The organism is Hydrogenophaga palleronii NBRC 102513, from assembly GCF_001571225.1.
GTDB lineage: Bacteria > Pseudomonadota > Gammaproteobacteria > Burkholderiales > Burkholderiaceae_C > Hydrogenophaga > Hydrogenophaga palleronii.
On sequence record NZ_BCTJ01000003.1, the window covers coordinates 79,876 to 101,380 of the forward strand.

Consider the following 21,505-nt stretch of genomic DNA (forward strand, 5'->3'; position numbering starts at 1 on the left):
CCTGATCACTTTGCATTTCATGCAGACACTTTGATAATCCGAACATTGGAAACCTCTATGTTGACCTGGGACGATCACATCACGCCCTCCTCGAAGCCAGCGAACAGCCCACTGCCATCCGGTGCGTCGGGCTTGCAAGCACCACTGTCCTCATCATCCGGTGAGCGCACTTCTCCCTCCCCCGCTTCGATCAACACCGCGACCACATCACCAGCCGCCGCAGCGCCAGCGCGCCGCGTCAACGCGGCCGACAAGCGCATCATCAACGGCCAGACCGACGTCAACCAGCTGGTGCCGTTCAAGTACAAGTGGGCCTGGGAAAAATACCTCGCCACCTGCGCCAACCACTGGATGCCGCAGGAAGTGAACATGAGCCGCGACATCGCGCTCTGGAAAGATCCCAACGGCCTGACCGAAGACGAGCGCCGCATCGTCAAGCGCAACCTCGGCTTCTTCGTCACCGCCGACTCGCTGGCCGCCAACAACATCGTGCTGGGCACCTACCGCCACATCACGGCGCCCGAGTGCCGCCAGTTCCTGCTGCGCCAGGCGTTTGAAGAAGCGATCCACACGCACGCCTACCAGTACATCGTCGAGTCGCTCGGCCTGGACGAGGCGGAGATCTTCAACGCCTACAACGAAGTCCAGTCGATCCGCGACAAGGACCTGTTCCTGATCCCCTTCATCGAAGCGATCATGGACCCGAACTTCCACACCGGCACGCCCGAGACCGACCAGACGCTGCTCAAGAGCCTGATCGTTTTCGCCTGCTTGATGGAAGGCCTGTTCTTCTACGTCGGCTTCACGCAGATCCTGGCGCTGGGCCGCCAGAACAAGATGACCGGTGCCGCCGAGCAGTACCAGTACATCCTGCGCGACGAATCCATGCACTGCAACTTCGGCATCGATCTGATCAACGCGATCAAGATGGAGAACCCGATGCTGTGGACCAGCGAGTTCAAGGAAGAGATCAAGCAGCTCTTCCTCAAAGCCGTCGAGCTCGAATACCGCTACGCCGAAGACACCATGCCACGCGGCGTGCTGGGCATGAATGCATCCATGTTCAAGGGCTATCTGCGCTACATTGCGAACCGGCGTGCCACGCAGATCGGCCTGGAAGCCATGTTCCCGAACGAAGAGAACCCGTTCCCCTGGATGAGCGAGATGATCGACCTCAAGAAGGAACGCAATTTCTTTGAAACGCGCGTGATCGAATACCAAACCGGCGGTGCACTGTCCTGGGACTGATCCCACAGTCGCCGGAGCCGCATTGCCCTTAAAACACCAACAAATGATTTCCGTTCATTCAAGGCCCTGTCACCTGACGCTTCAGCGTCCGGGGCAGGGTTTTGTCACAGGATTCAAAACCTTGGGGCCAGCCGTGGATGCATCCACACGGCCCCAGGGCGTTGAATCACTTCAGCGGCACAAGGCTGGCTGAAGTGCTCTTTGCAACTTGATCAAGGAGAAAACAATGGCAACTGCAAAAAAAGCCCCGGCCAAGAAGGCCGCACCGGCTAAGAAGGCTCCGGCCGCCAAGAAACCCGCTGTGAAGAAAGCAGCTCCGGCCAAAAAGGCTCCGGCCAAGAAGGTCGCCGTGAAGAAGGCTGCACCGGCCAAGAAGGCACCTGCTGCCAAGAAGGTTGCAGCGAAGAAGGCCGCACCGGCGAAGAAGGTTGCAGCGAAGAAAGTTGCACCAGCGAAGAAGGTTGCGGCGAAGAAGGTTGCGGCGAAGAAAGCTGCACCGGCCAAGAAGGTCGCGGCGAAGAAGGTTGCAGCGAAGAAGGTCGTCGCCAAAAAGGCGCCTGCCAAGAAAGTTGTCGCCAAGAAGGTTGTCGCCAAGAAAGCAGCACCCAAGAAGGCCGTAGCCAAAAAGGCGGCGCCTGCCAAGAAGGTTGTTGCCAAGAAGGCCGCCCCCGCGAAAAAGGCCGTCGTGAAGAAGGCCCCTGCGAAAAAGGCAGCCCCAGCAAAAAAAGCTGAGCCGGCCAAGAAGCCGGCGGCCCCTGCTGCCCCTGCAGCGCAGACCAAGCTCAACCCTCAGGCTGCCTGGCCGTTCCCCACGTCCAGCAAGCCCTGAAGTTCTTCGTTGAGATGAGCTGCAAAGCCCGGCGCGAAAGCGTCGGGCTTTTTTCATGGGCGGTGGCGGTTCACGGACGACATCGCCCTTGCCCGGCCGGTGCGGCACCCGGCGGGCGCCACACCCTCGCCACGCTCAGAGGGTGTAGTTCTGGCCGCCGCGGCTGGCGATCTTCAGCGCGCCCAGGCGGTTGCCGAGTTCGGCGCAACGCGCCAGTGGCCAGCCCTGCTCCAGGCCGTGCAGCAAGGCGGCGCGGAAGGCATCGCCACAACCGGTCGGGTCCACCACCTCGGTGGCGGCCACGCCGGGCACGCGCACCTTGGGCGCACTGCCCTCCCAGACATCACAACCTTCGGCAGCCAGCGTCACGATCAGGCCGCGCACCTGTGCCGCGATCGCGTCGAGCGTGAGGCCGGTGCGATCGCACAGCATCTGCGCTTCGTAGTCGTTGAGCGTGACCCAGCTGGCCAGCTGGATGAAGTGCTTGAGCTCGTCGCCGTTGAACATCGGCAGTCCCTGGCCCGGATCGAAGACGAAGGGCACGCCGGCATCGTGCAGCTGTTGCGCGTGCGAGAGCATGGCTTCGCGACCGTCGGGCGAGATGATGGCAACCGCAATGTCGTCGCGCTGCGGCACCGGGTTCTCGTGTGCCGAGGACATGGCGCCGGGGTGGAAGGCGGTGATCTGGTTGTTGTCGCGGTCGGTCATGATCATGGCCTGCGCGGTGTAGCTGGCGCTGGTCAGGGACACGTGGCGCGTGTCCACGCCCAGCGAACGCATGCGCTCCAGGTACTCGGCGCCATCGTCCTGCCCGAGCATGGCCAGAGGCACCGCCTCGGAACCAAGCTGACGCAGGCCGTAGGCGATGTTGCCCGCGCAACCACCGTATTCACGGCGCAGGCCGGGCACGAGGAAGGACACGTTGAGGATGTGCAGCTGGCTGGGCAGGATCTGCTCGGCGAAGCGGCCTTCGAAGGTCATGATGGTGTCGAAGGCCAGGGAGCCACAAACGAGAACGGGCATGGGAAGGTGTCCAGGATCAGGGATAGAACAGCACGGCGTGGTAGCCGGCCATGGGACTGTTGTCGCCCAGGGCAAGCGACAGGCGGAAGTTGACCGATGCAGCGCCTTGCGCCGGCAGCAGGGCCGGGGCATTGGGCCACTCTTCGGGCAGGAAGACGCGGCGCGAGATCACCGCGCCGCTGGCGTCGGTGAGGCTGAGCTCCAGTGCCGGCACCGCCAGTGGCGTGGCCGCGGTGTTCTTCAGCACGAAGTCGAAGGAGTAGAGGTTGCCCAGAAGGCGCACCAGGGCCGAACTGTCGATCACGATGGCGTCGATGCGGCGCACCGGTGCCAGCTTGCAGCCCAGGTGCTCACAGGCCTGTGCCAGCAGCGGCTGCAGCCTGGGCTGCCAGGCCGCCAGCCGGTCGCGCTCGTGCAGCGCCCATTGCGCGGCCAGCAGCACGGCGAGCACCAGCGCCAGCAGCGACATGCCCACGCGCATGCCGGTCGATTGCCAGAAGGCCTGGCGGCGCGCCTGGCGCACGAAGCCGGGCTCATCGTCCAGCGCCTCCAACGGTTCCAGCGCCGGCGCATGGCTGTCGACAAAGTGCGGGTCGTCGGTCTCGTCCGGCGCGGGGGCCGACGGCATGCCCGCCATGTCCACCGGTGCGGCCTCGTTCAGCACGGCGCCCGAACGTGTTGCGTTCAAACGCCCGAGACCGGCGGCGAAACGTTCGAGCTCACGATGGAAGTCGGATTCCTCGGCCTCTTCGTGCGGCGGCGCATCGGCCAGGTGGTCGGGTGGGGGCAGCGTCTCCAGCGCGTGCTGTTCGATCTGCATCATGTCCCAGCCCGAGTCCTCCGGTGGCTGCGCGGCGATGGGGTCTTGCTCTACTGCGGGCGGCGGGGTCTGCTGCGGCTCGGGCTCGGGCTCGGGCTCGGGCTCGGACTCAGGCGCCAGATCCGGCTCGGGCTCAAGTTCGGGATCGGCTGGCACGACCTCGATGGCCGAGACCTCTGCCGTTGGTGCAACCTCGTCGGGCTCGACCACGGCATCCACCACCTCGATCAACGCCGCGGGCGCTGCGGGCTCGTCCAACTCGATATCAATATCGATATCGATCTGCCCCACCGCATCGGCGGTGCTGGTGTCGGTATCGGTATCGGGCTCATGCTCACCACTGGCGTCGGCGGAAGCCGGCGCCTCTTCGGGTGGGCTCCAGGGCTGCAGGTAGAGCGTGGCATCGAACACGTCGGCGCAGTGGCCACAGCGCACCCAGCCCTCGGAGATCTTCAACTGGTCGGCGACGACCTTGAACATCGTTCCGCAGGCAGGGCAACGGGTGGTGAAACTCATGCGCCGATTATCGCGGGCGCTGCCCGCGCCCTCAGGCCTTGACCGCGGTCATGAGGATCCAGCCGTCCTCTTCGTCGCTGACCTGCAACGTGACCCAGGGTGCGTAGGCTTCGATCAACTCCTCGGCCTGGCGCGCCAGGATGCCCGCCAGCACCAGCTGGCCGCCTGAACGCACGTGCGAGCACAGCAGCGGGGCCAGCACCTTGAGCGGCGTGGCCAGGATGTTGGCCAGCACCAGATCGTGTTCGCCCTTGGCGAGATCGGGCAAACCGGCCGCCAGGCTGGCGTGGTTGGCTTCGGCGTTGAGCCGGGTCGACTCCACCGCCGCCGGGTCGATGTCGACGGCAACGATGTCGCTGGCGCCGAACTTGGCCGCACCGATGGCAAGGATGCCCGAGCCGCAACCGTAGTCCAGCACGCGCGGACCCACCGGGCCGTGCTGTGCGGTCCAGCGCAGGCACATGCGGGTGGTCGGGTGGGTGCCGGTGCCGAAAGCCAGGCCGGGGTCGAGGCGGATCACCTGCACTGCGGCAGCGGGCGGCTCGTGCCAGGTCGGCACGATCCAGAAGCTGGGCGTGATCTCCACCGGTTCGAACTGCGACTGCGTCAGCCGCACCCAGTCCTGCTCGGGCACGGCGCGCACGCCCTGCACGGAACAGGCGTCAAAGAAGTCCTGCGCCTGCAACAGCTCGGCGGCTTCGCGCGCCGCCGCGTCGGACGGGAACAGGGCCACCACGCGCGAGCGCTGCCAGCCCTCTTTCGGTGGCGGCATGCCGGGCTCACCGAACAGGGCCGTCTCGGCGTCGGTCAGGGCATCGGCGTCTTCCACCGAGACGCTGAGCGCGTCGAGCGCGTCCAGCGCATCGCCCACCGCGTCCACCGCGGCTTCGGGCACCAGCAGCACCAGCTCAAAAAGAGACCCGGCGACGGGCTGGGTCTGCGAGGCGGCGTGGTTTTCAGCGCTCACGTTGGGACAACCACTCTTCCAGGTAATGGATGTTGGTGCCGCCAGTGACGAAGTTCGCATCGACCATCAGCTCGCGGTGCAGCGGGATGTTGGTCTTGATGCCTTCGATCACCGTCTCGGCCAGCGCCGTGCGCATGCGCGCCAGGGCCTGCTCTCGCGTGTCGCCGTGCACGATGATCTTGCCGATCATGGAGTCGTAGTTCGGCGGCACGAAGTAGTTGGTGTAGGCGTGCGAGTCCACGCGCACACCCGGGCCACCCGGCGCGTGCCAAGTCGTGATACGACCGGGCGAAGGCGTGAACTTGTAGGCGTCTTCGGCGTTGATACGGCACTCGATGGCGTGGCCACGCAGTTCGATCTGGCGCTGCGTGAACGGCAGTTTCTCGCCAGCCGCAACCGCAATCTGGGTGCGCACGATGTCCACGCCCGAGATCCATTCGGTCACCGGGTGCTCCACCTGCACGCGGGTGTTCATTTCAATGAAATAGAACTCGCCGTTTTCAAACAGGAACTCGAAGGTGCCGGCGCCGCGGTAACCGATCTTCTTGCAGGCCGCGGCACAGCGTTCGCCGATCTTCTCGATCAGGCGGCGCGGGATGCCCGGGGCCGGCGCTTCTTCGATCACCTTCTGGTGGCGGCGCTGCATGGAGCAGTCGCGCTCGCCCAGATAGACCGCATTGCGGTGCTGGTCGGCGAGGATCTGGATCTCGATGTGGCGCGGGTTCTGGAGAAACTTCTCCATGTAGACCTCGGGGTTGCCGAAGGCCGCACCGGCCTCTGCCTTGGTGGTCTGCACCGCGTGCAGCAGCGCCGCTTCGGTGTGCACCACGCGCATGCCGCGCCCGCCACCACCACCGGCGGCCTTGATGATCACCGGGTAGCCGATGGCCTTCGCGGTGCGCTTGATGACCACGGGGTCGTCCGGCAGCGCGCCTTCGGAGCCGGGCACGCAAGGCACGCCGGCGCGGATCATGGCCTGTTTGGCGGACACTTTGTCGCCCATCATGCGGATCGAATCCGGCGTCGGGCCGATGAAGGTGAAGCCGCTCTTTTCCACGCGTTCGGCGAAGTCAGCGTTCTCGGACAGGAAACCGTAACCGGGGTGGATGGCTTCGGCGTCGGTCACCTCCGCGGCCGAGATGATGGCCGGCATGTTGAGGTAACTGTGGGTGCTCGACGCCGGGCCGATGCAGACCGCTTCATCGGCCAGTCGCACGTACTTGGCGTCGCGATCGGCTTCGGAATACACCATCACCGCCTTGATGCCCATCTCGCGGCAGGCGCGCTGGATGCGCAGAGCGATCTCCCCCCGGTTGGCAATCAGGATTTTTTTGAACATGGGCGCAGGGCCTTCTTTATTCGATCACGTACAGGGGCTGGCCGTACTCCACCGCCTGGCCGTTCTCGACCAGGATCTGCGTCACGGTGCCGGACTTGTCGGCTTCGATCTCGTTGAGGATCTTCATGGCCTCGACGATGCAGATGGTCTCGCCTTCCTTGATGCTGTCGCCGATTTCCACAAAGGGCTTGGCCCCCGGGCTGGACGCTCGGTAGAAGGTGCCGACCATGGGCGACTTGACGGTGTGGCCGGTGGGCGCAGCCGGTGCAGCGGGCGTTGCAACGGGGGTCACGTCCACTGCGGGCACCACGGGCGCAGCGGCCGGTGCCGGCGCCATGCTGTAGGTGATGGGAGCAGCGGCAGCCACGGGCGAGCTCTTGACGATGCGCACCTTGCCTTCGGCCTCGGTGATTTCCAGTTCGGACACATTCGATTCCGACACCAGGTCGATGAGCGTCTTCAGTTTTCTCAAATCCATGATTTCTCCAACGAATTTCGGTCAAGTTGATTTAAAAGCATTCATCTTCATCGAAATGAAAGCCCACCAACCCGCCGGGGTGCCGCAGTGTACACGATCAAATCGGCCCGTCATGTGGCGTTGATCGGTCTTTTGAAGGCCTGTAGAAAGGCTTGGGCAACCGGGAGCTTTTAGCGAGAAGTGCGAATTTACCCCTTATTCAGGGGCTTTTGCGGTGGATTGACCAAAGGCAACACCCGCGAGGTGGATTCAGCCCAGTTGGGCCCATTGCGCCAGGTCTTCTTCCGACACCTGGCCGATCTTGCGGTGCACCAGCGCACCTGAAGCATCGAACACCACCGTGTAGGGCAGGCCGCCGCTCGGGTTACCGAGGCTTCGGCTCAACTCGGTGCCGGCAAAACCCGCCATGCCGACCGTGAAGTTCAGCGGCAGCTTTTGCAGGAAGCTGCGCACCGCGCTCGGCTGGTCCACCGCCAGGCCGAGCACCTGCCAGCCCTTGGCGCGATTCGTTTCGTGAAAGGCGTTGAGCAGCGGCAGCTCGTGCACGCAAGGCGGGCACCAGGTGGCCCAGAAGTTGACCAGCAACGGTTTGCCGCGGAAGTCGGCCACCCGCACCGCTTCACCGTTCGGGCCTTCGAAGGCGCCGGCCCAGAACGCGGCTTCGGCTTCGCTCATCACCGGCTGCAGTTGCAGCCGGCGCGTGGCCAGCAAGGCACCGGCGCCACCGGCGGCCACTGCCACGCCGGCCATCCACAGGGTTCGTCGCTGCAGCTTCATGCGGCCACCTCCCCGGCCATCAAGCGGCGCAGCGCCGCGGCGTCGCCACGTGGCTTGCGGCCCGAGGCATCGGGTTTGAGCGCGCCACGCAGGTCGTCGTGCTGGTGCACCATCAGGTGCACCAGCACCCACTGGCCCAGTGCCTCGCAGCGGGTGCGCAGCGTCAGCGCCTCCACCGGTTCACCGCGCCAGCCGTTGACCGTGCCGGGGTGGTATTCGACGCGGTGGTCGAGCAGCGTCCACTCGGGCGCCTTGGGATCGTCACAAAAGAGTTGCATATAGATATCACTGTGTCTTGTCGCCGTGCCGTGCCAGACCGAACCGCCGAGGTGCGGCCGGAACACCTGCAGCCGGTCCATCCAGAGCAGTGCGAGTTCGCGCAGCGCCAGCAGTTCCACCGCCTGGGTCTGCGGGCAGAACACCGCGATGTCTTCGCGCACCGCGGCTTCGAGCGTGGCGTTGTCGGGCAGCGGCGTGCGCGCCGGCAGGCCGAGCTGTTTCACCGCGCGGCGCTTGGCCGCGGCGTACTCCAGCCCTTCCTCGACCACGAGGCGGGCGGCGACGGCGGCGATTTCATTGGTGATGTCGTCTCGGCTGGCATCCATGGGGGGATTGTGCCCGCTCAGGGCTTCGCCCCCTGCATACCCCCGAGGGCTTGTCGCCGAAGCACGAACGCGGAGCGCACGGCCTTTTCCAACGCCTTCAACTCGCTTTGCGCAATCTGCAGCACCGACTGACCCCACGCGTCCTGCAACAATGCCTGGTTGGCGATGAGAACCAGCTGGCTGGGGCGGTCCACACCGGTGAGCAGCCGCATCACCACGCCCGGGGGCGCCAGCATCGCGCAGGACCCGGGCACGATGGCCACGCCCAGCCCGCTGCCCACCATCGACAACACACTCATGAACTGGGTCGCGGTGTGCCGCACGTCGGGCTTGAACCCTGCGCCTTCGCACACGGCGGCGGTCTGGTCGTAGAAATCGCTCTCGGCATAGCGCGAGAAGGCGACGAGCTGCTCCGTGGCCAGCGCACCCACCGGCAGCGGCTTGCGCGTGCGGGCCAGGGCGTGGCGTTCGGGCACCGCCACGCAATAAGGGTCGTCGATGGCGCAGACCCATTCGCTCTGGCCCGCACCGCTGCCGGGCCGCACGAAGCCGAAGTCGAGCTCGGCATTGCGCAAGGCCTGCAGTTGCCGGGCCGACGGCACGAGCTCGCGCCCCTCGATGCGCACGGTCATGTTCGATGCCTCAAAGCGCCGGATCAAGCCCGGCAGCAAGGACTGCGTGGCCGAAGGCATCAGCCCCACGCGCAACGTGCTGCGCTCGCCCGACTGGAACTCCCGGGCCCGCAGCGAGGCCTGCTCGGCCCGCGCGAGGATGGCCCGCGCATCGTCCAGGAACGAGGTGCCCGCCGGCGTGAGCCGCACGCCCCGGGCGAAGCGCACCAGCAACTGCGCCCCCACCTCTTCTTCCAGTTGCCGGATTTGCGCCGACAAAGGTGGCTGGGCGATGTGCAGCTTGGCCGCGGCGCCGCTGATGCTGCCCAGCTCGGCCACGGTCACGAAATAGCGCAGGTGTCGGAGTTCCATTTCTTCACATACTCGGTAAATATGGGTGGGAGACTAAATGAGTATTTGACGTATATCAAGCCAGGAACCAGACTGCGGCCCTCGCATCCGTCGACCTGCCCCGCACGCCACCATGAAATCCTTGAGAAAAATTCGCCCCGACCGCGGTCTTGAACTGCTCGACGCGCCACGGCCCGTTCCGGGCCTCGGGGAGGTGCTGGTGCAGGTGCAGGCCACCGGTGTGTGCGGCACCGATCTGCACATCGACAAGTGGACCGCGAGCTACCACTTCATGACGCCGGCCCTGCCCGTGACCATCGGCCACGAGTTCAGCGGCGTGGTAGCGGCGCTGGGTGAGGCCGTGCAAGGCCTGGAATTGGGTCAGCTCGTCACCGTGCGGCCTTCCGTGGTGTGCAATGTGTGCGCCGCCTGCACCGCGGGCCGCCCGGACGACTGCGTCACGCGCAAAGGCATTGGCGTGTCACGCGACGGCGCGTTCGCCGACTTCGTGCGCGTGCCGGCGCGCAACTGCATCCCGGTGCCCCATGGCATCGCCCCCCGGATCGCGGCGCTGGCCGAGCCGCTGTCGGTCAGCTGGGAAGCCGTGCGCGCCGCCGGCGTGCAGGCCGGTGACCGCGTGCTGGTGCTGGGTCCGGGCAACATCGGCCAGGGCATTGCCTTGTTCGCTCGCGAGGCCGGTGCAGCCGAAGTGGTGGTGGCCGGCCATGGCGACGCGCCGCGCCTGCAGATACTGAAGAAGCTGGGCTTCAACCAGTTGCTCGATTTCGCCGAGGAGCCGATGGCAGAGGCGCTCGCGAAAGCCGCCAGCCCCCGCCCGTTTGATGTGGTGATCGAAGCCACGGGCGTCGCTTCGGCCATCCCGCCGGCCTTGCAAGTGCTGAAGCCGCGTGGCGTGTTGGTGATCACCGGCATCCACTCGGCTCCCGTGCCGATCGACCTCGCCGCGCTGGTGCGCAAGCACCACGAGATCCGTGGCTCCTACCGCGCGCCGGAAGCGGCCTGGCCGCAGGTCGTGGCGTTCATGGAAAAGCACCACGCAGCGCTGGCGCACATGGTCACGCACACGGTGCCCCTGTCGCGCGCGCTGGAGGGTTTTGAACTGGCCAACAACAAAACCGCCACCAAGGTCATGGTGGTGCCCGACGCCATCGCAGAGGCCTCGGCATGAGCGGGTGTGACACAGCGGCGTTCCTGGCGCTGTGGAACGGCATCGCGCGCGAAGACGACCGTGCCGAGTACGAGCACTGGCACACCTTCGAGCACGTGCCCGAGCGCACCGCCTTGCCCGGCTTCGTGGAGGCTGAGCGCTACCGCTCCACCGACGCCGCACGCAGCTACTTCACGCTCTACCGCCTGGCGTCGCTGGACGCGCTCGACACGCCGATGTACCGCGACGTGTTCACGCACCCCACGCCCTGGTCGGCACGCATGCGCGCGACCTTGAGCGACTTCTACCGCCTGCCGTGCGTGCAGCTCGGCATTCACGGCCTGAGCCGTGCGCCGCGCCTGGTCACGCTGCGCTGGCGTTCGAACGCCGCCGATCTGCCCGCGCAGTTGAACGTGCAACTGAACGCGTGGCTGGCCGAACAGGTGCTGCACGGCCGCCTGGTGCACGCCGAGTGGGGGTGGGCTCCACCTTCCGAGGCCTACTGGAAACCGAACATGGCCGACAACGGCATGGGCGGTGAAGGTGTCGAGCACTGCGCCCTGTTGTGGCACTTCGATGTGCCGGCGCTGGAAGCGGCGTGCGCCGCACTGACCGCTTTCCTCCAGCCCCTGGCCAGCGGCCTGGGCACGCCGCAACACTTTGAACTGCAGTCCACCGTTCGCAACCCCTCGTTGCGGGCACCAGCGACCGAACGCATGGCGCCACACGCCACCCTTTTCCACCACTACACCAGAGGATGACAACATGAATTTCCACCAACGCCGCCATTTCACCCTGGCCGCCACCGCCCTGGCCTTCGTGGCCACCGGCCTGTGCGCACCGGCAGGGGCCGCCGACAACTGGCCCAGCAAACCGATCCGCATGATCGTGGGCTACCCCGCCGGCTCATCGCCCGACGCGCAAGCCCGGCTCATCGCCGAACCGCTGGCACGTGCACTCGGCCAACCGGTGGTGGTGGAAAACCGCTCGGGCGCCAGCGGCAACATCGGTGCCGATGTGATCGCCAAGTCCAGCGACGGCCACACCATCGGCGTGATCGGCAACGGCCCGCTGACCAGCTCCAAGTTCCTGTATGCCAAGCTGCCCTACGACCCGAGCACCGACTTCGCGCCCATCGGGCTGATCGGCGCCGCACCGCTGGTCTGGGTCACGGCCAAGGCCAGCACGGAACGCACGCCCGCGGCCTACATTGCCCAGCTGCGCGCCGACGGCGACAAACAGACCTATGGCTCGGTCGGTCCGGGCTCCGGCGGCCACCTCGGCATGGAGCTGCTGAAGCAGGCACTGGGCATCAACCCCCTGCACGTGCCCTTCAACGGGGGCCCCGCCATCCTCACCGGCATCATGGGTGGGCATATCCAGATGACGCTGCTGCCGACCTCCACCGTCGCACCGCTGCTGCAGTCGGGCAAGCTGAGCGCCATCGCCGTGACCTCGGCCAAACGCTCGCCGCTGGCGCCCACGCTGCCGGCGATGGAAGACATTGGCGTCAAGGGCATCAACATCGAAGTCTGGAACGCGGTGATGGCACCCGCCTCCATGCCCGCCGCACACCAGGCGCGGCTGAGCAGCGAACTGAACAAGATCCTGCTCGACCGAGAGGTGCAGCAGAAGCTGCTGGTGCAGGGCTGGCGCGTGGACGACCCGAGCGCCAAGGCCCTCAAGGCACGCATCGCCAGCGACACAGTGGTGTACCGCGACATCATCGAACGCAACAAGATCCGACTCGACTGAGCCCACGGGCAGCCACGGCTGCGGTGCGCCCCGGCGCCCGCCCGTGTGCCCACCTAGAATCGCCGCATGCACATTCATATCCTGGGCATTTGCGGCACCTTCATGGGCGGTCTGGCCGCCCTCGCCCGCGAAGCCGGCCACCGCGTGACCGGCTGCGACGCCGGCGTCTACCCTCCCATGAGCGACCAGCTGCGTGCGCTCGGCATCGACCTCATCGAAGGTTTCGACGCCGACCAGCTGGCCCTCAAGCCCGACGTCTTCGTGGTTGGCAACGTGGTCAGCCGGGCCCGCAAAGCCGACGGCAGCCCGAAGTTTCCGCTGATGGAGGCCATCCTCGACAGCGGTGCCGCCTACACCAGCGGCCCGCAGTGGCTGGCCGAGCATGTCTTGCAAGGCCGCCATGTGCTGGCCGTCGCCGGCACACACGGCAAGACCACCACCACCGGCATGCTGACCTGGATCCTGGAGGCCAATGGCCTGCAGCCCGGTTTCCTGATCGGTGGCGTGCCGCTGAACTTCGAGGTCTCGGCGCGCCTCGGCCAAGGCCGGGTATTCACCATCGAAGCCGACGAATACGACACCGCCTTCTTCGACAAGCGCAGCAAGTTCGTGCACTACCGCCCGCGCACCGCGGTGCTGAACAACCTCGAGTTCGACCACGCCGACATCTTCGACGACCTGGCGGCCATCGAGCGCCAGTTCCACCACCTGATCCGCACCGTGCCGGGCAGCGGCCGCGTGGTCGTCAACGGGCTGGAGGACAGCCTGGAACGTGTGCTGCACAAGGGCCTGTGGAGCGAGCTGCGCAGCTTCGGCGCCGCCGTGAGCGACTTCACCGCGCGCGGCGAACCGCATGCCTTCGACGTGCTGCAGCAGGGCCAGCCGGTCGGCCGCGTGGAGTGGGCGCTCACCGGCGTGCACAACCAGCTCAATGCGCTGGCGGCCATCGCGGCGGCCGAACACGTGGGCGTGGCGCCCGCCGACGCGGCGCGGGCCCTGGCTTCGTTCCAGAACGTGCGTCGGCGCATGGAGCTGCGTGGCACGGTGGCGCGCGCGGGTGGCGACATCACGGTCTACGACGACTTTGCCCACCACCCGACCGCCATCCGCACCACGCTCGACGGCCTGCAGCGCAAGCTCGGCCAACCACGCGGGCGCATCCTGGCGGTGTTCGAGCCACGCAGCAACACCATGAAGCTGGGCACCATGAAGTCACAACTGCCCTGGAGCCTGGAAGCCGCCGACCTGGCCTTCTGCCACACCGGTGGCCTGGACTGGGATGCCGCCGAGGCCCTGGCGCCCATGGGTGCACGCGCCCAGGTGGCCGGCAACATCGACACCCTGGTGGCCCAGGTGGTGGCCGCAGCCCAACCCGGTGACCACATCGTCTGCATGAGCAACGGGGGTTTCGGCGGTGTGCACGAGCGCTTGCTGAAAGCGCTGGCCGCATAAACAAAGATCTAGATCAGCGCGGCCGCCGGCGCGCGGCCCCCATCCAGAAACACCGCCGAACCGGCTCCGCCGGGCGGCAGGTGTTGCCCCCTGGGGGGTGACGCCGCAGGCGGCGCGGGGGGTCGTCAATAAGTAATGCTCTGCGTCGGCACGTCGATCGACACCACCGGCTTGGCCAGCGCCGCGCTGGTGGCGCGGGCAAACGCCACGGCCCAGGCGTGATGGGCCGGTTCGCGGAAGCGCCCTTCGCCGGCCGCTTCGGCCACGCCGAGGATCTTGTCGGCCGTGAGCACCTTGCCGGTGGGCCGGATCGGCTCACAGCCCAGCACGGTGAACTGCTCGTCCAGCCAGGCCCGGGCCTGGTCGTGCGGCAGGGGCTGCACCTCCTCCAGGTCCAGGGGGTACGAGGCGGACGGGCCCCAGCTCACGGTGACTTGGCTGCGCATGCGTGTTCTCCTGATCGTTGCCGCATTGTGGACCGCGTTCGCCACGCGATCCACCCGTGAAAGCCCGCAGCCATCTGCCCTGGCTCAGGCGCGTGCAGCACGCGCGGTCAGCACCGCGTTCGACAACACGTCCAGCGCCTCCAGCGAGTGATCCCAGCCCAGGCAGGCGTCGGTGATGCTCTGGCCGTACTTGAGCGCGGCCACGTCGTCCTTGCCCGGCGTGAACTTCTGTGCGCCGGCTTCGATGTGGCTTTCGAGCATGACGCCGAAGATGCTGCGCGAACCGGCCACGATCTGGCCCGCGATGTCGCGCGTCACGTCGAGTTGCTTCTCGTGCTGCTTGCTGCTGTTGGCGTGGCTGCAGTCCACCATCAGGCGCGGCGCGAGCTTGGCGGCTTCCAGTTCCTTCACCGACGCAGCGACGCTGGCCGCGTCGTAGTTCGGCGCCTTGCCGCCGCGCAGGATCACGTGGCAATCCTTGTTGCCGTTGGTCTGCACGATGGCAACCTGGCCGTTCTTGTGCACCGACAGGAAGTGGTGGCCGCGCGATGCGGCCTGGATCGCGTCGGTCGCGATCTTGATGTTGCCGTCGGTGCCGTTCTTGAAGCCGATCGGTGCCGACAGACCGGAGGCCAGTTCGCGATGCACCTGGCTCTCTGTGGTGCGGGCACCGATGGCGCCCCAGGCGATCAGGTCACCGATGTACTGGGGCGAGATCACGTCGAGGAACTCGCTGCCGGCCGGCAAGCCCAGGCGGTTGATCTCGATCAGCAGTTGGCGCGCGATGCGCAGGCCTTCGTCGATGCGGTAGCTCTCGTCCAGGTAGGGGTCGTTGATCAAGCCCTTCCAGCCCACCGTGGTGCGCGGCTTCTCGAAGTAGACCCGCATCACGATCTCCAGCGAGTCGGCGTACTTCTCGCGCAGGGGCTTGAGGCGGCGCGCATAGTCCACCGCCGCCACCGGATCGTGGATGGAGCAGGGGCCGATGACCACCAGCAGGCGGTCGTCCTGCCCGTGAAGGATGTTGTGGATGCGCTGGCGGGTCTGGCTGATCAGGGCTTCCACCGGCGTGCCGCCGATGGGGAAGAAGCGGATCAGATGCTCGGGTGGGGGCAACACGGTGATGTCCTTGATGCGTTGGTCGTCGGTTCGGCTGGTTTTGTCGACGGGGTGCGCATACCAGGCATCGGTGCTGGCGGGGGCATTCTTGGCGGTCATCACGAGGCTCCTGAGTGGGGGTTGAGTGGGGAAAGGTGATCGACGGGCGAAAAAAAACCGCCGGGCTTGGAGCTCCGGCGGTTGTCTTCGAGATTCGGTGATGCGCTTACAGCTTCGCCTCTCGTCCGCCGGGGACTGAGAACCAAAAATAAAAAGCAAAGAAGGCGAAGCGCGAGGTCATGGAAGCGGAATGTAGCACAGGCACGTGATGTCTTCTCAAGAATGCCCGTGGAACCGGCTCTGCCGGGCCGCAGGGCATGCCCCCTCGAGGGGGTCGCGCGCAGCGCGGCGGGGGTGGGTCCTGGTCATGCCGTACCGCCGACCGTGAGGCCGTCGATGCGCAGCGTCGGCTGGCCCACGCCCACCGGCACGCTCTGGCCTTCCTTGCCGCAGGTGCCGACGCCGCTGTCCAGGCGCATGTCGTTGCCGATCATGCTCACGCGGGTCAGTGCGTCGGGGCCGTTGCCGACCAGCGTGGCACCCTTCACCGGGTACTGGATCTTGCCGTTTTCCACCCAGTAGGCCTGGCTGGCGGAGAACACGAACTTGCCGCTGGTGATGTCGACCTGGCCGCCACCGAAGTTGGTCGCGTACAGGCCCTTCTTGATGGACGCCACGATTTCTTCGGGTGCCTTGTCGCCGCCCAGCATGTAGGTGTTGGTCATGCGTGGCATGGGCACGTGGGCATAACTCTCGCGCCGGCCGTTGCCGGTGGGCTTGACGCCCATCAGGCGCGCGTTCATCGCGTCCTGGATGTAGCCGCGCAGGATGCCGTCTTCGATCAGCACGTTCTTCTGCGAGGTGTGGCCTTCGTCGTCCACGTTGAGCGAGCCGCGGCGGTCGGCAATGGTGCCGTCGTCGAGCACGGTCACGCCCTTGGCCGCCACGCGCTGGCCGATCTTGCCGGAGAAGGCGCTCGAGCCCTTGCGGTTGAAGTCGCCTTCCAGGCCGTGGCCCACCGCTTCGTGCAGCAGGATGCCGGGCCAGCCCGAGCCGAGCACCACCACCATCTCGCCGGCCGGTGCAGGCCGGGCGTCGAGGTTGGTCAGTGCGTAGTCCACCGCTTCGTCCACATAGGTCTGCACCATGGCGTCGTCAAAGTAAGCCAGGCCGAAGCGGCCGCCACCACCGGAGGAGCCGGCTTCGCGCCGGCCCGACTGCTCGGCGATCACGGTGACGGAGAGGCGGATCAGCGGGCGCACATCGGCCGCCAGCGTGCCGTCGGCACGCGCCACCAGCACCACGTCGTGTTCCGCCGCCAGGCCGGCCATGACCTGCTTCACACGCGGGTCCTTGGCCTTGGCCATGCGCTCCACCTTCTCCAGCAGCGCCACCTTGGCGGTGCTGTCGAGCGTGGCGATCGGGTCCAGCCCGGGGTAGAGCGAGCGCGATTTGGGCACCTTGATCGAAGGCACCCGCACCTTGCGGCCCTGGCCTTGTGCCGAGATCGAGCGCACCGTGTGGGCGGCATCGATCAGCGAGTCCCAGGACAGGTCGTCGGAGTAGGCAAAGGCGGTCTTCTCACCGCTGACCGCGCGCACACCCACGCCCTGGTCGATGCTGAAGCTGCCGGTCTTGACGATGCCCTCTTCCAGGCTCCAGCCTTCGCTGCGGGTGGTCTGGAAATACAGGTCCGCGTCGTCCACCCCGTGCGACATGATTTCGCCGAGCGCGCGCTGCAAATGCGTCGGACTCAGGCCGAAGGGTTCGAGCAACAGGCTTTGGGCGGTGGCCAGACGGGCCAGGGTGGGTTCGCGTGAAATCATCGGGCCATTGTAAGAACCCCGGCACGGCACAGGGCCCCAAAGGTCTTGCAAGGCACTGGCCGGCGCGAAACCACGCCATCCAGAGACACCGAGGGTCCGGCTCTGCCGGCCCCAGGTGTCGCTCCCCTCCCGCCGCAGGCGAGAGAGGGGGGAGCGCCGCAGGCGCGCAGGGGGTGCTCTCTAGCTCTGCATCAACCGCTTGGACTTGGCGATCGACATCAGGATGCCCAGCCCCACGCCCAGCGTCACCATGGCCGTGCCCCCATAACTCACGAACGGCAGGGGCACGCCCACCACCGGCAGGATGCCGCTGACCATGCCCATGTTGACGAAGGCGTAGACGAACACGTTGAGCGTGACCGCGCCGGCCACCAGGCGCGAGAACTGCGTCGGCGCCTCGACGGCGATCAGCAGGCCGCGCACGATCAGGAAGATGAAGCCGCCCATCAGACCCAGCACACCCATCAGGCCGAATTCTTCGGAGAAGGCGGCGTAGATGAAGTCGGTGGTGCGCTCGGGAATGAACTCCAGGTGGGTCTGCGTGCCCTGCATGAAGCCCTTGCCCCAGAGGCCACCCGAACCGATGGCGATCATGCCCTGGATGATGTGGAAGCCTTTGCCCAGCGGGTCTTTCGACGGGTCGAGCAAGGTACAGACACGCTGGCGCTGGTACTCGTGCAGGATCTGCCAGTCCACCCCGGCCGCGCACATCTGCGGCTCCAGCACGATCAGGGCAACAACGGCCACCGTGCCGACGATCACCGGCGGCAGGATGAGCTTCCAGCTCAGGCCGGCAAAAAAGATCACGCACAGGCCGGAAGACATGACCAGCAGCGAGGTGCCGAGGTCGGGCTGTTTCAGGATCAGCGCCACCGGCATCACCAGCAGCACGCCAGCAACCACGAAGTCCAGCGGCTTGAGCTGGCCTTCGCGGCGGTGGAACCACCAGGCCAGCATGAGCGGCATGGCGATCTTCATCAGCTCGCTGGGCTGGATCACGGTCACGCCCACGTCGAGCCAGCGCTGCGAGCCCTTGCGCATGATGCCGAACAGCTCCACGCCCAGCAGCAGCAGCACACCCGCGGTGTAGAGCGGCAGGGCCAGCGACATCAGGCGCTGCGGCGGCACCTGCGATACCAGGAACATCACGCCCACGGCCAGCATCATGTTGCGGCTGTGGGCGGCAAAACGTGTGCCGTGGTCAAAACCCACCGAATACATGGTGACCAGGCCGGCACCCGCCATCAGCAGGATGGCAAACAGCAGCCAGCCGTCAAAGCCCTGGAAGATCGGGGCGATGCGCTGCAGCAGGGTGGGTTTGTCGAAGACGGCGGCCATGGGGCGCGATTATCCTTCGGCCATGACCTCTGCCGCCACCACCCACCTGCTCTACCTGCATGGTTTTCGTTCGTCCCCGCAATCGATGAAGGCCCTCAAGGTGGCCGAGCGGATGCAGGCGCAGCACCCCGGCGTGGTCTGGTGGTGCCCGCAATTGCCGCCCTCGCCGCGCGAGGCCATGGCCATGGTGCTAGACGGTGTGCGCGACTGGCCGCGCCAGGGCATGGCGGTGGCCGGCTCTTCGCTGGGTGGTTTCTACGCCCGCTGGCTGGCGCTGCAGACCGGCTGCCGCGCCACGGTGCTGCTCAACCCGGCGCCGTTCCCGGCACGCGACCTGGCGAAGTACATCGGTGAGCAGACCGCCTGGCACGACCCGCAGGAACGCTTTTTCTTCGAGCCTGCCTTTGTCGGCGAATTGCAGGCGCAGCAGGACGATATCGCCCGGCTGGCCGCGCTACACCCGGCCACGCCGCAGCGGCAACTGGCGGTGCTGGCCAAAGGCGACGAAGTGCTGGACTGGCGCGAGATGCAGGCCTTCTGCGCCGGCGGCAGCGTGCGCCTGCTGGAGGGCAGCGACCACGCGCTGAGCGACTTCGACGATCACATCGACGCGGTGTTCGGCTTTCTCGGCCTCTGAACGCCGCGCCCGCGCGGGCCGGACACGCCCCCATGGGACAATCCGGCGCATGCACATTCTGTTTGATGACGCCGGCAAGTTGTTGACCGGCCGCCTCCTGTCCGAGGCCGAAAGTTCCCTGCAAGTCGAGCTCGATTCGGGCAAACGCGTCAAGGTCAAGGGCGTCAACGCCCTGCTGCGCTTCGAAAAACCCGCCCCCAGCCAGCTGATGCCGGCCGCCACCACGCTGGCCGACAGCATGGAGCTGGAGCTGGCCTATGAATTCGCCCCCGAAGACGAGTTCGGGTTTGCCGACCTCGCGCACGAGTACTTCAGCGACAACGCCAGCACCACCGAACAGGTGGCCGCCCTGCTCTGCCTGCAAGGCGCGCCACATTACTTCCGTCGCGCCGGCAAGGGCCGCTACAAGAAGGCCGCCCCCGAAGTGCTGGCCCAGGCGCTGGCGGCGATCGAAAAGAAGAAACAGGTGCAGGCACAGATCGCGGCCTGGGCCGACGAACTGGCCGCCGGCACCTGCCCCGAGCCGGTGCGCCAGCAGCTCTACAAGATCCTGTTCAAGCCCGACAAGAACGCGCCCGAGTACAAGGCCGTGGTCGAGGCCGCGCGCAACAGCCACACCGCGCCGCTCATGCTGCTGCAGAACGCCGGCGCGATCACCAGCGCCTACCAGTTCCACTGGCAGCGTTTCCTGTTCGACCAGTTCCCCAAGGGCACCGGCTTCCCGGCGCTGCAGGCCCCGGCCATCCTCGACGAGCTGCCGCTGGCGCCGGTGCAGGCCTTCTCCATCGACGACTCGCTGACCACCGAGATCGACGACGCGCTTTCGTTGCAGGGCCTGGGCAGTGGCACGGTCACGCTGGGCATTCACATTGCGGCGCCCGGCCTGGCCATCGTGCCCGAAGGCCCGGTCGACCAGGTGGCGCGTGCGCGCCTGTCCACGGTCTACATGCCGGGCAACAAGATCACCATGCTGCCCGACGACGTGGTGCAGGCCTACACCTTGATGGCCGGCCGCGACTGCCCCGCCGTCTCGCTCTACCTGACGCTGGACGAAGCCACGCTGACGGTCACCGCCAGCCACACGGCGCTGGAGCGCGTGCCGATCGCCCTCAACCTGCGGCACGACCAGCTCGACAGCGTCATCACCGAAGCCTGGCTCAAGGGCGAAGCGCCGCCCACCCCGCCGGCCGCCGAGATCGCGGCGCTGCAGCCCTCGCTGACCTTCCTCTACCGCCTCGCACTGCACCTGAAGGCGCAGCGCGAAGTGGTGCGCGGCAAACCCGAGACCTTCACCCGCCCGGACTACACCTTCCGCCTCGAAGGCGTGGGCGACGACGGCCCGCAAGGCGACGAAACCGTGTTGATCGGCACGCGCCAGCGCGGCGCCCCGCTGGACCTGATCGTGGCCGAGGCCATGATCCTGGCCAACAGCACCTGGGGCAACTGGCTCGCCGACTGCGGCGTGCCCGGCATCTACCGAAGCCAGGCCAGCCTGCTGCCCGGCGTGAAGGTGCGCATGGGCACCAAGGCGCAGCCGCACGCCGGCATCGGCGTGAAGAGTTACGCCTGGAGCACCTCGCCCCTGCGCCGCTATGTCGACCTGGTCAACCAGTGGCAGATCATTGCCTGCGCCCGCCACGGCAAGACCGCGGCCCTGGCCGCGCCCTTCAAGCCCAAGGACGCCAACCTGTTCTCGGTCATCAGCGCCTTCGACGCCGCCTACAGCGCCTACAACGGTTTCCAGAACGGCATCGAGCGTTACTGGACGCTCAAGTACCTGGAGCAGAACGGCATCACCGAACTCACGGCCACGCTGTTCAAGGACAACCTGGTGCGCGCCGACACCCTGCCGCTGGTGCTGCCGGTGCTCGGTGCCGAGGGCCTGGCGCGCGGCGCGCGTGTGCGGGTGAGACTCGGCGAGATCGACCACATCACGCTCGACGTGCACGGCACCGTCACCGAGCGGCTGGACCTGTCGGCCGATGACGCCGCCGCTGCCGACGAGGCGGGCGACGACGACGGCGAAGACGAGGCCCTGGCCGCGCCACTGGCGCTGGCCATCGACCTCAACGAAGGCGATGCCGAGGGCGCTGCCGCCCAGGCACCGCAAACGCCCGGCCCGGCAGGAGACTGAGGCCGGGGCGACAAGCTGCACGGATAA

The 21,505-nt window shown here is 66.7% G+C and carries 20 protein-coding genes; 8 read left to right on the forward strand and 12 right to left on the reverse strand.

What is annotated here, in order from left to right; genetic code table 11:
• The first annotated feature begins 57 nt into the window (after window positions 1–57).
• Together HPA01S_RS03920 and HPA01S_RS22555 are read left to right on the forward strand one after the other, a co-directional pair.
• Complete coding sequence (locus HPA01S_RS03920; RefSeq protein ID WP_066266930.1) at window positions 58–1,248, forward strand: ribonucleotide-diphosphate reductase subunit beta; 1,191 nt, start codon at window positions 58–60, stop codon at window positions 1,246–1,248.
• A gap of 226 nt (window positions 1,249–1,474) precedes the next feature.
• On the forward strand, window positions 1,475–2,077 hold the full coding sequence (locus HPA01S_RS22555) for a histone H1-like DNA-binding protein (protein WP_084360449.1): 603 nt from the start codon (window positions 1,475–1,477) through the stop codon (window positions 2,075–2,077).
• Window positions 2,078–2,212: 135 nt separating this feature from the next.
• Here the strand turns inward: HPA01S_RS22555 and HPA01S_RS03930 are convergent, their stop codons facing one another.
• The 8 genes from HPA01S_RS03930 to HPA01S_RS03965 form a co-directional block, all read right to left on the reverse strand.
• Window positions 2,213–3,100: a carbohydrate kinase family protein gene (locus tag HPA01S_RS03930; RefSeq protein ID WP_066266933.1), complete on the reverse strand. Its 888-nt coding sequence runs from the start codon at window positions 3,098–3,100 to the stop codon at window positions 2,213–2,215.
• A 16-nt stretch (window positions 3,101–3,116) separates the two neighbouring features.
• A complete protein-coding gene (locus HPA01S_RS23505; RefSeq protein WP_084360450.1) occupies window positions 3,117–4,436 on the reverse strand; it encodes a DUF3426 domain-containing protein in 1,320 nt (439 codons plus the stop codon).
• A 31-nt stretch (window positions 4,437–4,467) separates the two neighbouring features.
• Complete coding sequence (prmA, locus tag HPA01S_RS03940; protein ID WP_066266940.1) at window positions 4,468–5,403, reverse strand: 50S ribosomal protein L11 methyltransferase; 936 nt, start codon at window positions 5,401–5,403, stop codon at window positions 4,468–4,470.
• Window positions 5,393–6,742 carry an acetyl-CoA carboxylase biotin carboxylase subunit gene (gene accC / locus HPA01S_RS03945; RefSeq protein WP_066266942.1) on the reverse strand — a complete coding sequence of 450 codons (1,350 nt, stop codon included), beginning with the start codon at window positions 6,740–6,742 and terminating at the stop codon, window positions 5,393–5,395. Before accC ends, prmA begins: the two co-directional genes overlap by 11 nt.
• 16 nt (window positions 6,743–6,758) lie before the next feature.
• Window positions 6,759–7,220 (reverse strand): acetyl-CoA carboxylase biotin carboxyl carrier protein, encoded by a 462-nt coding sequence (accB, locus tag HPA01S_RS03950; protein ID WP_066266944.1) that lies wholly within the window; start codon window positions 7,218–7,220, stop codon window positions 6,759–6,761.
• Window positions 7,221–7,469: 249 nt separating this feature from the next.
• The gene (locus HPA01S_RS03955; RefSeq protein ID WP_066266946.1) at window positions 7,470–7,997 is read right to left on the reverse strand and encodes a TlpA family protein disulfide reductase; all 528 of its coding nucleotides are present in this window, start codon (window positions 7,995–7,997) and stop codon (window positions 7,470–7,472) included.
• Window positions 7,994–8,602 carry a hypothetical protein gene (locus HPA01S_RS03960; RefSeq protein WP_066266948.1) on the reverse strand — a complete coding sequence of 203 codons (609 nt, stop codon included), beginning with the start codon at window positions 8,600–8,602 and terminating at the stop codon, window positions 7,994–7,996. Before HPA01S_RS03960 ends, HPA01S_RS03955 begins: the two co-directional genes overlap by 4 nt.
• Before the next feature lie 17 nt (window positions 8,603–8,619).
• Window positions 8,620–9,585, reverse strand: coding sequence for a LysR substrate-binding domain-containing protein (locus HPA01S_RS03965; RefSeq protein ID WP_066266949.1), 966 nt, complete (start codon window positions 9,583–9,585; stop codon window positions 8,620–8,622).
• A gap of 112 nt (window positions 9,586–9,697) precedes the next feature.
• Here HPA01S_RS03965 and HPA01S_RS03970 point away from each other — a divergent pair, with 112 nt between their 5' ends.
• The 4 genes from HPA01S_RS03970 to mpl all read left to right on the forward strand — a co-directional run bounded on the left by HPA01S_RS03970 (window position 9,698) and on the right by mpl (window position 13,939).
• A complete protein-coding gene (locus tag HPA01S_RS03970; protein ID WP_066266951.1) occupies window positions 9,698–10,753 on the forward strand; it encodes a zinc-dependent alcohol dehydrogenase in 1,056 nt (351 codons plus the stop codon).
• Complete coding sequence (locus HPA01S_RS03975; protein ID WP_066266953.1) at window positions 10,750–11,493, forward strand: DUF4286 family protein; 744 nt, start codon at window positions 10,750–10,752, stop codon at window positions 11,491–11,493. The genes HPA01S_RS03970 and HPA01S_RS03975 overlap by 4 nt, the downstream gene beginning before the upstream one ends.
• 4 nt (window positions 11,494–11,497) lie before the next feature.
• Window positions 11,498–12,487: a Bug family tripartite tricarboxylate transporter substrate binding protein gene (locus HPA01S_RS03980; protein ID WP_066266956.1), complete on the forward strand. Its 990-nt coding sequence runs from the start codon at window positions 11,498–11,500 to the stop codon at window positions 12,485–12,487.
• A gap of 66 nt (window positions 12,488–12,553) precedes the next feature.
• Window positions 12,554–13,939, forward strand: coding sequence for a UDP-N-acetylmuramate:L-alanyl-gamma-D-glutamyl-meso-diaminopimelate ligase (gene mpl, locus HPA01S_RS03985; protein ID WP_066266958.1), 1,386 nt, complete (start codon window positions 12,554–12,556; stop codon window positions 13,937–13,939).
• Window positions 13,940–14,064: 125 nt separating this feature from the next.
• Here mpl and HPA01S_RS03990 read toward each other — a convergent pair whose 3' ends face one another.
• The 4 genes from HPA01S_RS03990 to rodA form a co-directional block, all read right to left on the reverse strand.
• Window positions 14,065–14,385 carry a hypothetical protein gene (locus tag HPA01S_RS03990; protein ID WP_066266960.1) on the reverse strand — a complete coding sequence of 107 codons (321 nt, stop codon included), beginning with the start codon at window positions 14,383–14,385 and terminating at the stop codon, window positions 14,065–14,067.
• 84 nt (window positions 14,386–14,469) lie between these two features.
• Window positions 14,470–15,603, reverse strand: a complete 1,134-nt coding sequence (locus tag HPA01S_RS03995; RefSeq protein ID WP_066266964.1) for a 3-deoxy-7-phosphoheptulonate synthase — start codon at window positions 15,601–15,603, stop codon at window positions 14,470–14,472.
• A 305-nt stretch (window positions 15,604–15,908) separates the two neighbouring features.
• On the reverse strand, window positions 15,909–17,369 hold the full coding sequence (gene tldD / locus HPA01S_RS04000; protein ID WP_066266967.1) for a metalloprotease TldD: 1,461 nt from the start codon (window positions 17,367–17,369) through the stop codon (window positions 15,909–15,911).
• Window positions 17,370–17,549: 180 nt separating this feature from the next.
• Window positions 17,550–18,707, reverse strand: a complete 1,158-nt coding sequence (rodA, locus tag HPA01S_RS04005; RefSeq protein WP_066266970.1) for a rod shape-determining protein RodA — start codon at window positions 18,705–18,707, stop codon at window positions 17,550–17,552.
• 22 nt (window positions 18,708–18,729) lie between these two features.
• Here rodA and HPA01S_RS04010 point away from each other — a divergent pair, with 22 nt between their 5' ends.
• Together HPA01S_RS04010 and HPA01S_RS04015 are read left to right on the forward strand one after the other, a co-directional pair.
• Window positions 18,730–19,344 carry a YqiA/YcfP family alpha/beta fold hydrolase gene (locus tag HPA01S_RS04010; RefSeq protein WP_066267286.1) on the forward strand — a complete coding sequence of 205 codons (615 nt, stop codon included), beginning with the start codon at window positions 18,730–18,732 and terminating at the stop codon, window positions 19,342–19,344.
• A 49-nt stretch (window positions 19,345–19,393) separates the two neighbouring features.
• A complete protein-coding gene (locus HPA01S_RS04015) occupies window positions 19,394–21,478 on the forward strand; it encodes a ribonuclease catalytic domain-containing protein (RefSeq protein ID WP_066266971.1) in 2,085 nt (694 codons plus the stop codon).
• The last annotated feature ends 27 nt before the right edge of the window (window positions 21,479–21,505 follow it).

Bases quoted from the DNA above. Each gene is read 5' to 3' on its own strand.
- HPA01S_RS03920 (WP_066266930.1), top strand. From the start codon at position 58: ATGTTGACCTGGGACGATCACATCACGCCCTCCTCGAAGCCAGCGAAC.
- HPA01S_RS22555 (WP_084360449.1), top strand. From the start codon at position 1,475: ATGGCAACTGCAAAAAAAGCCCCGGCCAAGAAGGCCGCACCGGCTAAG.
- HPA01S_RS03930 (WP_066266933.1), bottom strand. From the start codon at position 3,100: ATGCCCGTTCTCGTTTGTGGCTCCCTGGCCTTCGACACCATCATGACC.
- HPA01S_RS23505 (WP_084360450.1), bottom strand. From the start codon at position 4,436: ATGAGTTTCACCACCCGTTGCCCTGCCTGCGGAACGATGTTCAAGGTC.
- accC (WP_066266942.1), bottom strand. From the start codon at position 6,742: ATGTTCAAAAAAATCCTGATTGCCAACCGGGGGGAGATCGCTCTGCGC.
- accB (WP_066266944.1), bottom strand. From the start codon at position 7,220: ATGGATTTGAGAAAACTGAAGACGCTCATCGACCTGGTGTCGGAATCG.
- HPA01S_RS03955 (WP_066266946.1), bottom strand. From the start codon at position 7,997: ATGAAGCTGCAGCGACGAACCCTGTGGATGGCCGGCGTGGCAGTGGCC.
- HPA01S_RS03960 (WP_066266948.1), bottom strand. From the start codon at position 8,602: ATGGATGCCAGCCGAGACGACATCACCAATGAAATCGCCGCCGTCGCC.
- HPA01S_RS03965 (WP_066266949.1), bottom strand. From the start codon at position 9,585: ATGGAACTCCGACACCTGCGCTATTTCGTGACCGTGGCCGAGCTGGGC.
- HPA01S_RS03970 (WP_066266951.1), top strand. From the start codon at position 9,698: ATGAAATCCTTGAGAAAAATTCGCCCCGACCGCGGTCTTGAACTGCTC.
- HPA01S_RS03975 (WP_066266953.1), top strand. From the start codon at position 10,750: ATGAGCGGGTGTGACACAGCGGCGTTCCTGGCGCTGTGGAACGGCATC.
- HPA01S_RS03980 (WP_066266956.1), top strand. From the start codon at position 11,498: ATGAATTTCCACCAACGCCGCCATTTCACCCTGGCCGCCACCGCCCTG.
- mpl (WP_066266958.1), top strand. From the start codon at position 12,554: ATGCACATTCATATCCTGGGCATTTGCGGCACCTTCATGGGCGGTCTG.
- HPA01S_RS03990 (WP_066266960.1), bottom strand. From the start codon at position 14,385: ATGCGCAGCCAAGTCACCGTGAGCTGGGGCCCGTCCGCCTCGTACCCC.
- HPA01S_RS03995 (WP_066266964.1), bottom strand. From the start codon at position 15,603: ATGACCGCCAAGAATGCCCCCGCCAGCACCGATGCCTGGTATGCGCAC.
- tldD (WP_066266967.1), bottom strand. From the start codon at position 17,369: ATGATTTCACGCGAACCCACCCTGGCCCGTCTGGCCACCGCCCAAAGC.
- rodA (WP_066266970.1), bottom strand. From the start codon at position 18,707: ATGGCCGCCGTCTTCGACAAACCCACCCTGCTGCAGCGCATCGCCCCG.
- HPA01S_RS04010 (WP_066267286.1), top strand. From the start codon at position 18,730: ATGACCTCTGCCGCCACCACCCACCTGCTCTACCTGCATGGTTTTCGT.
- HPA01S_RS04015 (WP_066266971.1), top strand. From the start codon at position 19,394: ATGCACATTCTGTTTGATGACGCCGGCAAGTTGTTGACCGGCCGCCTC.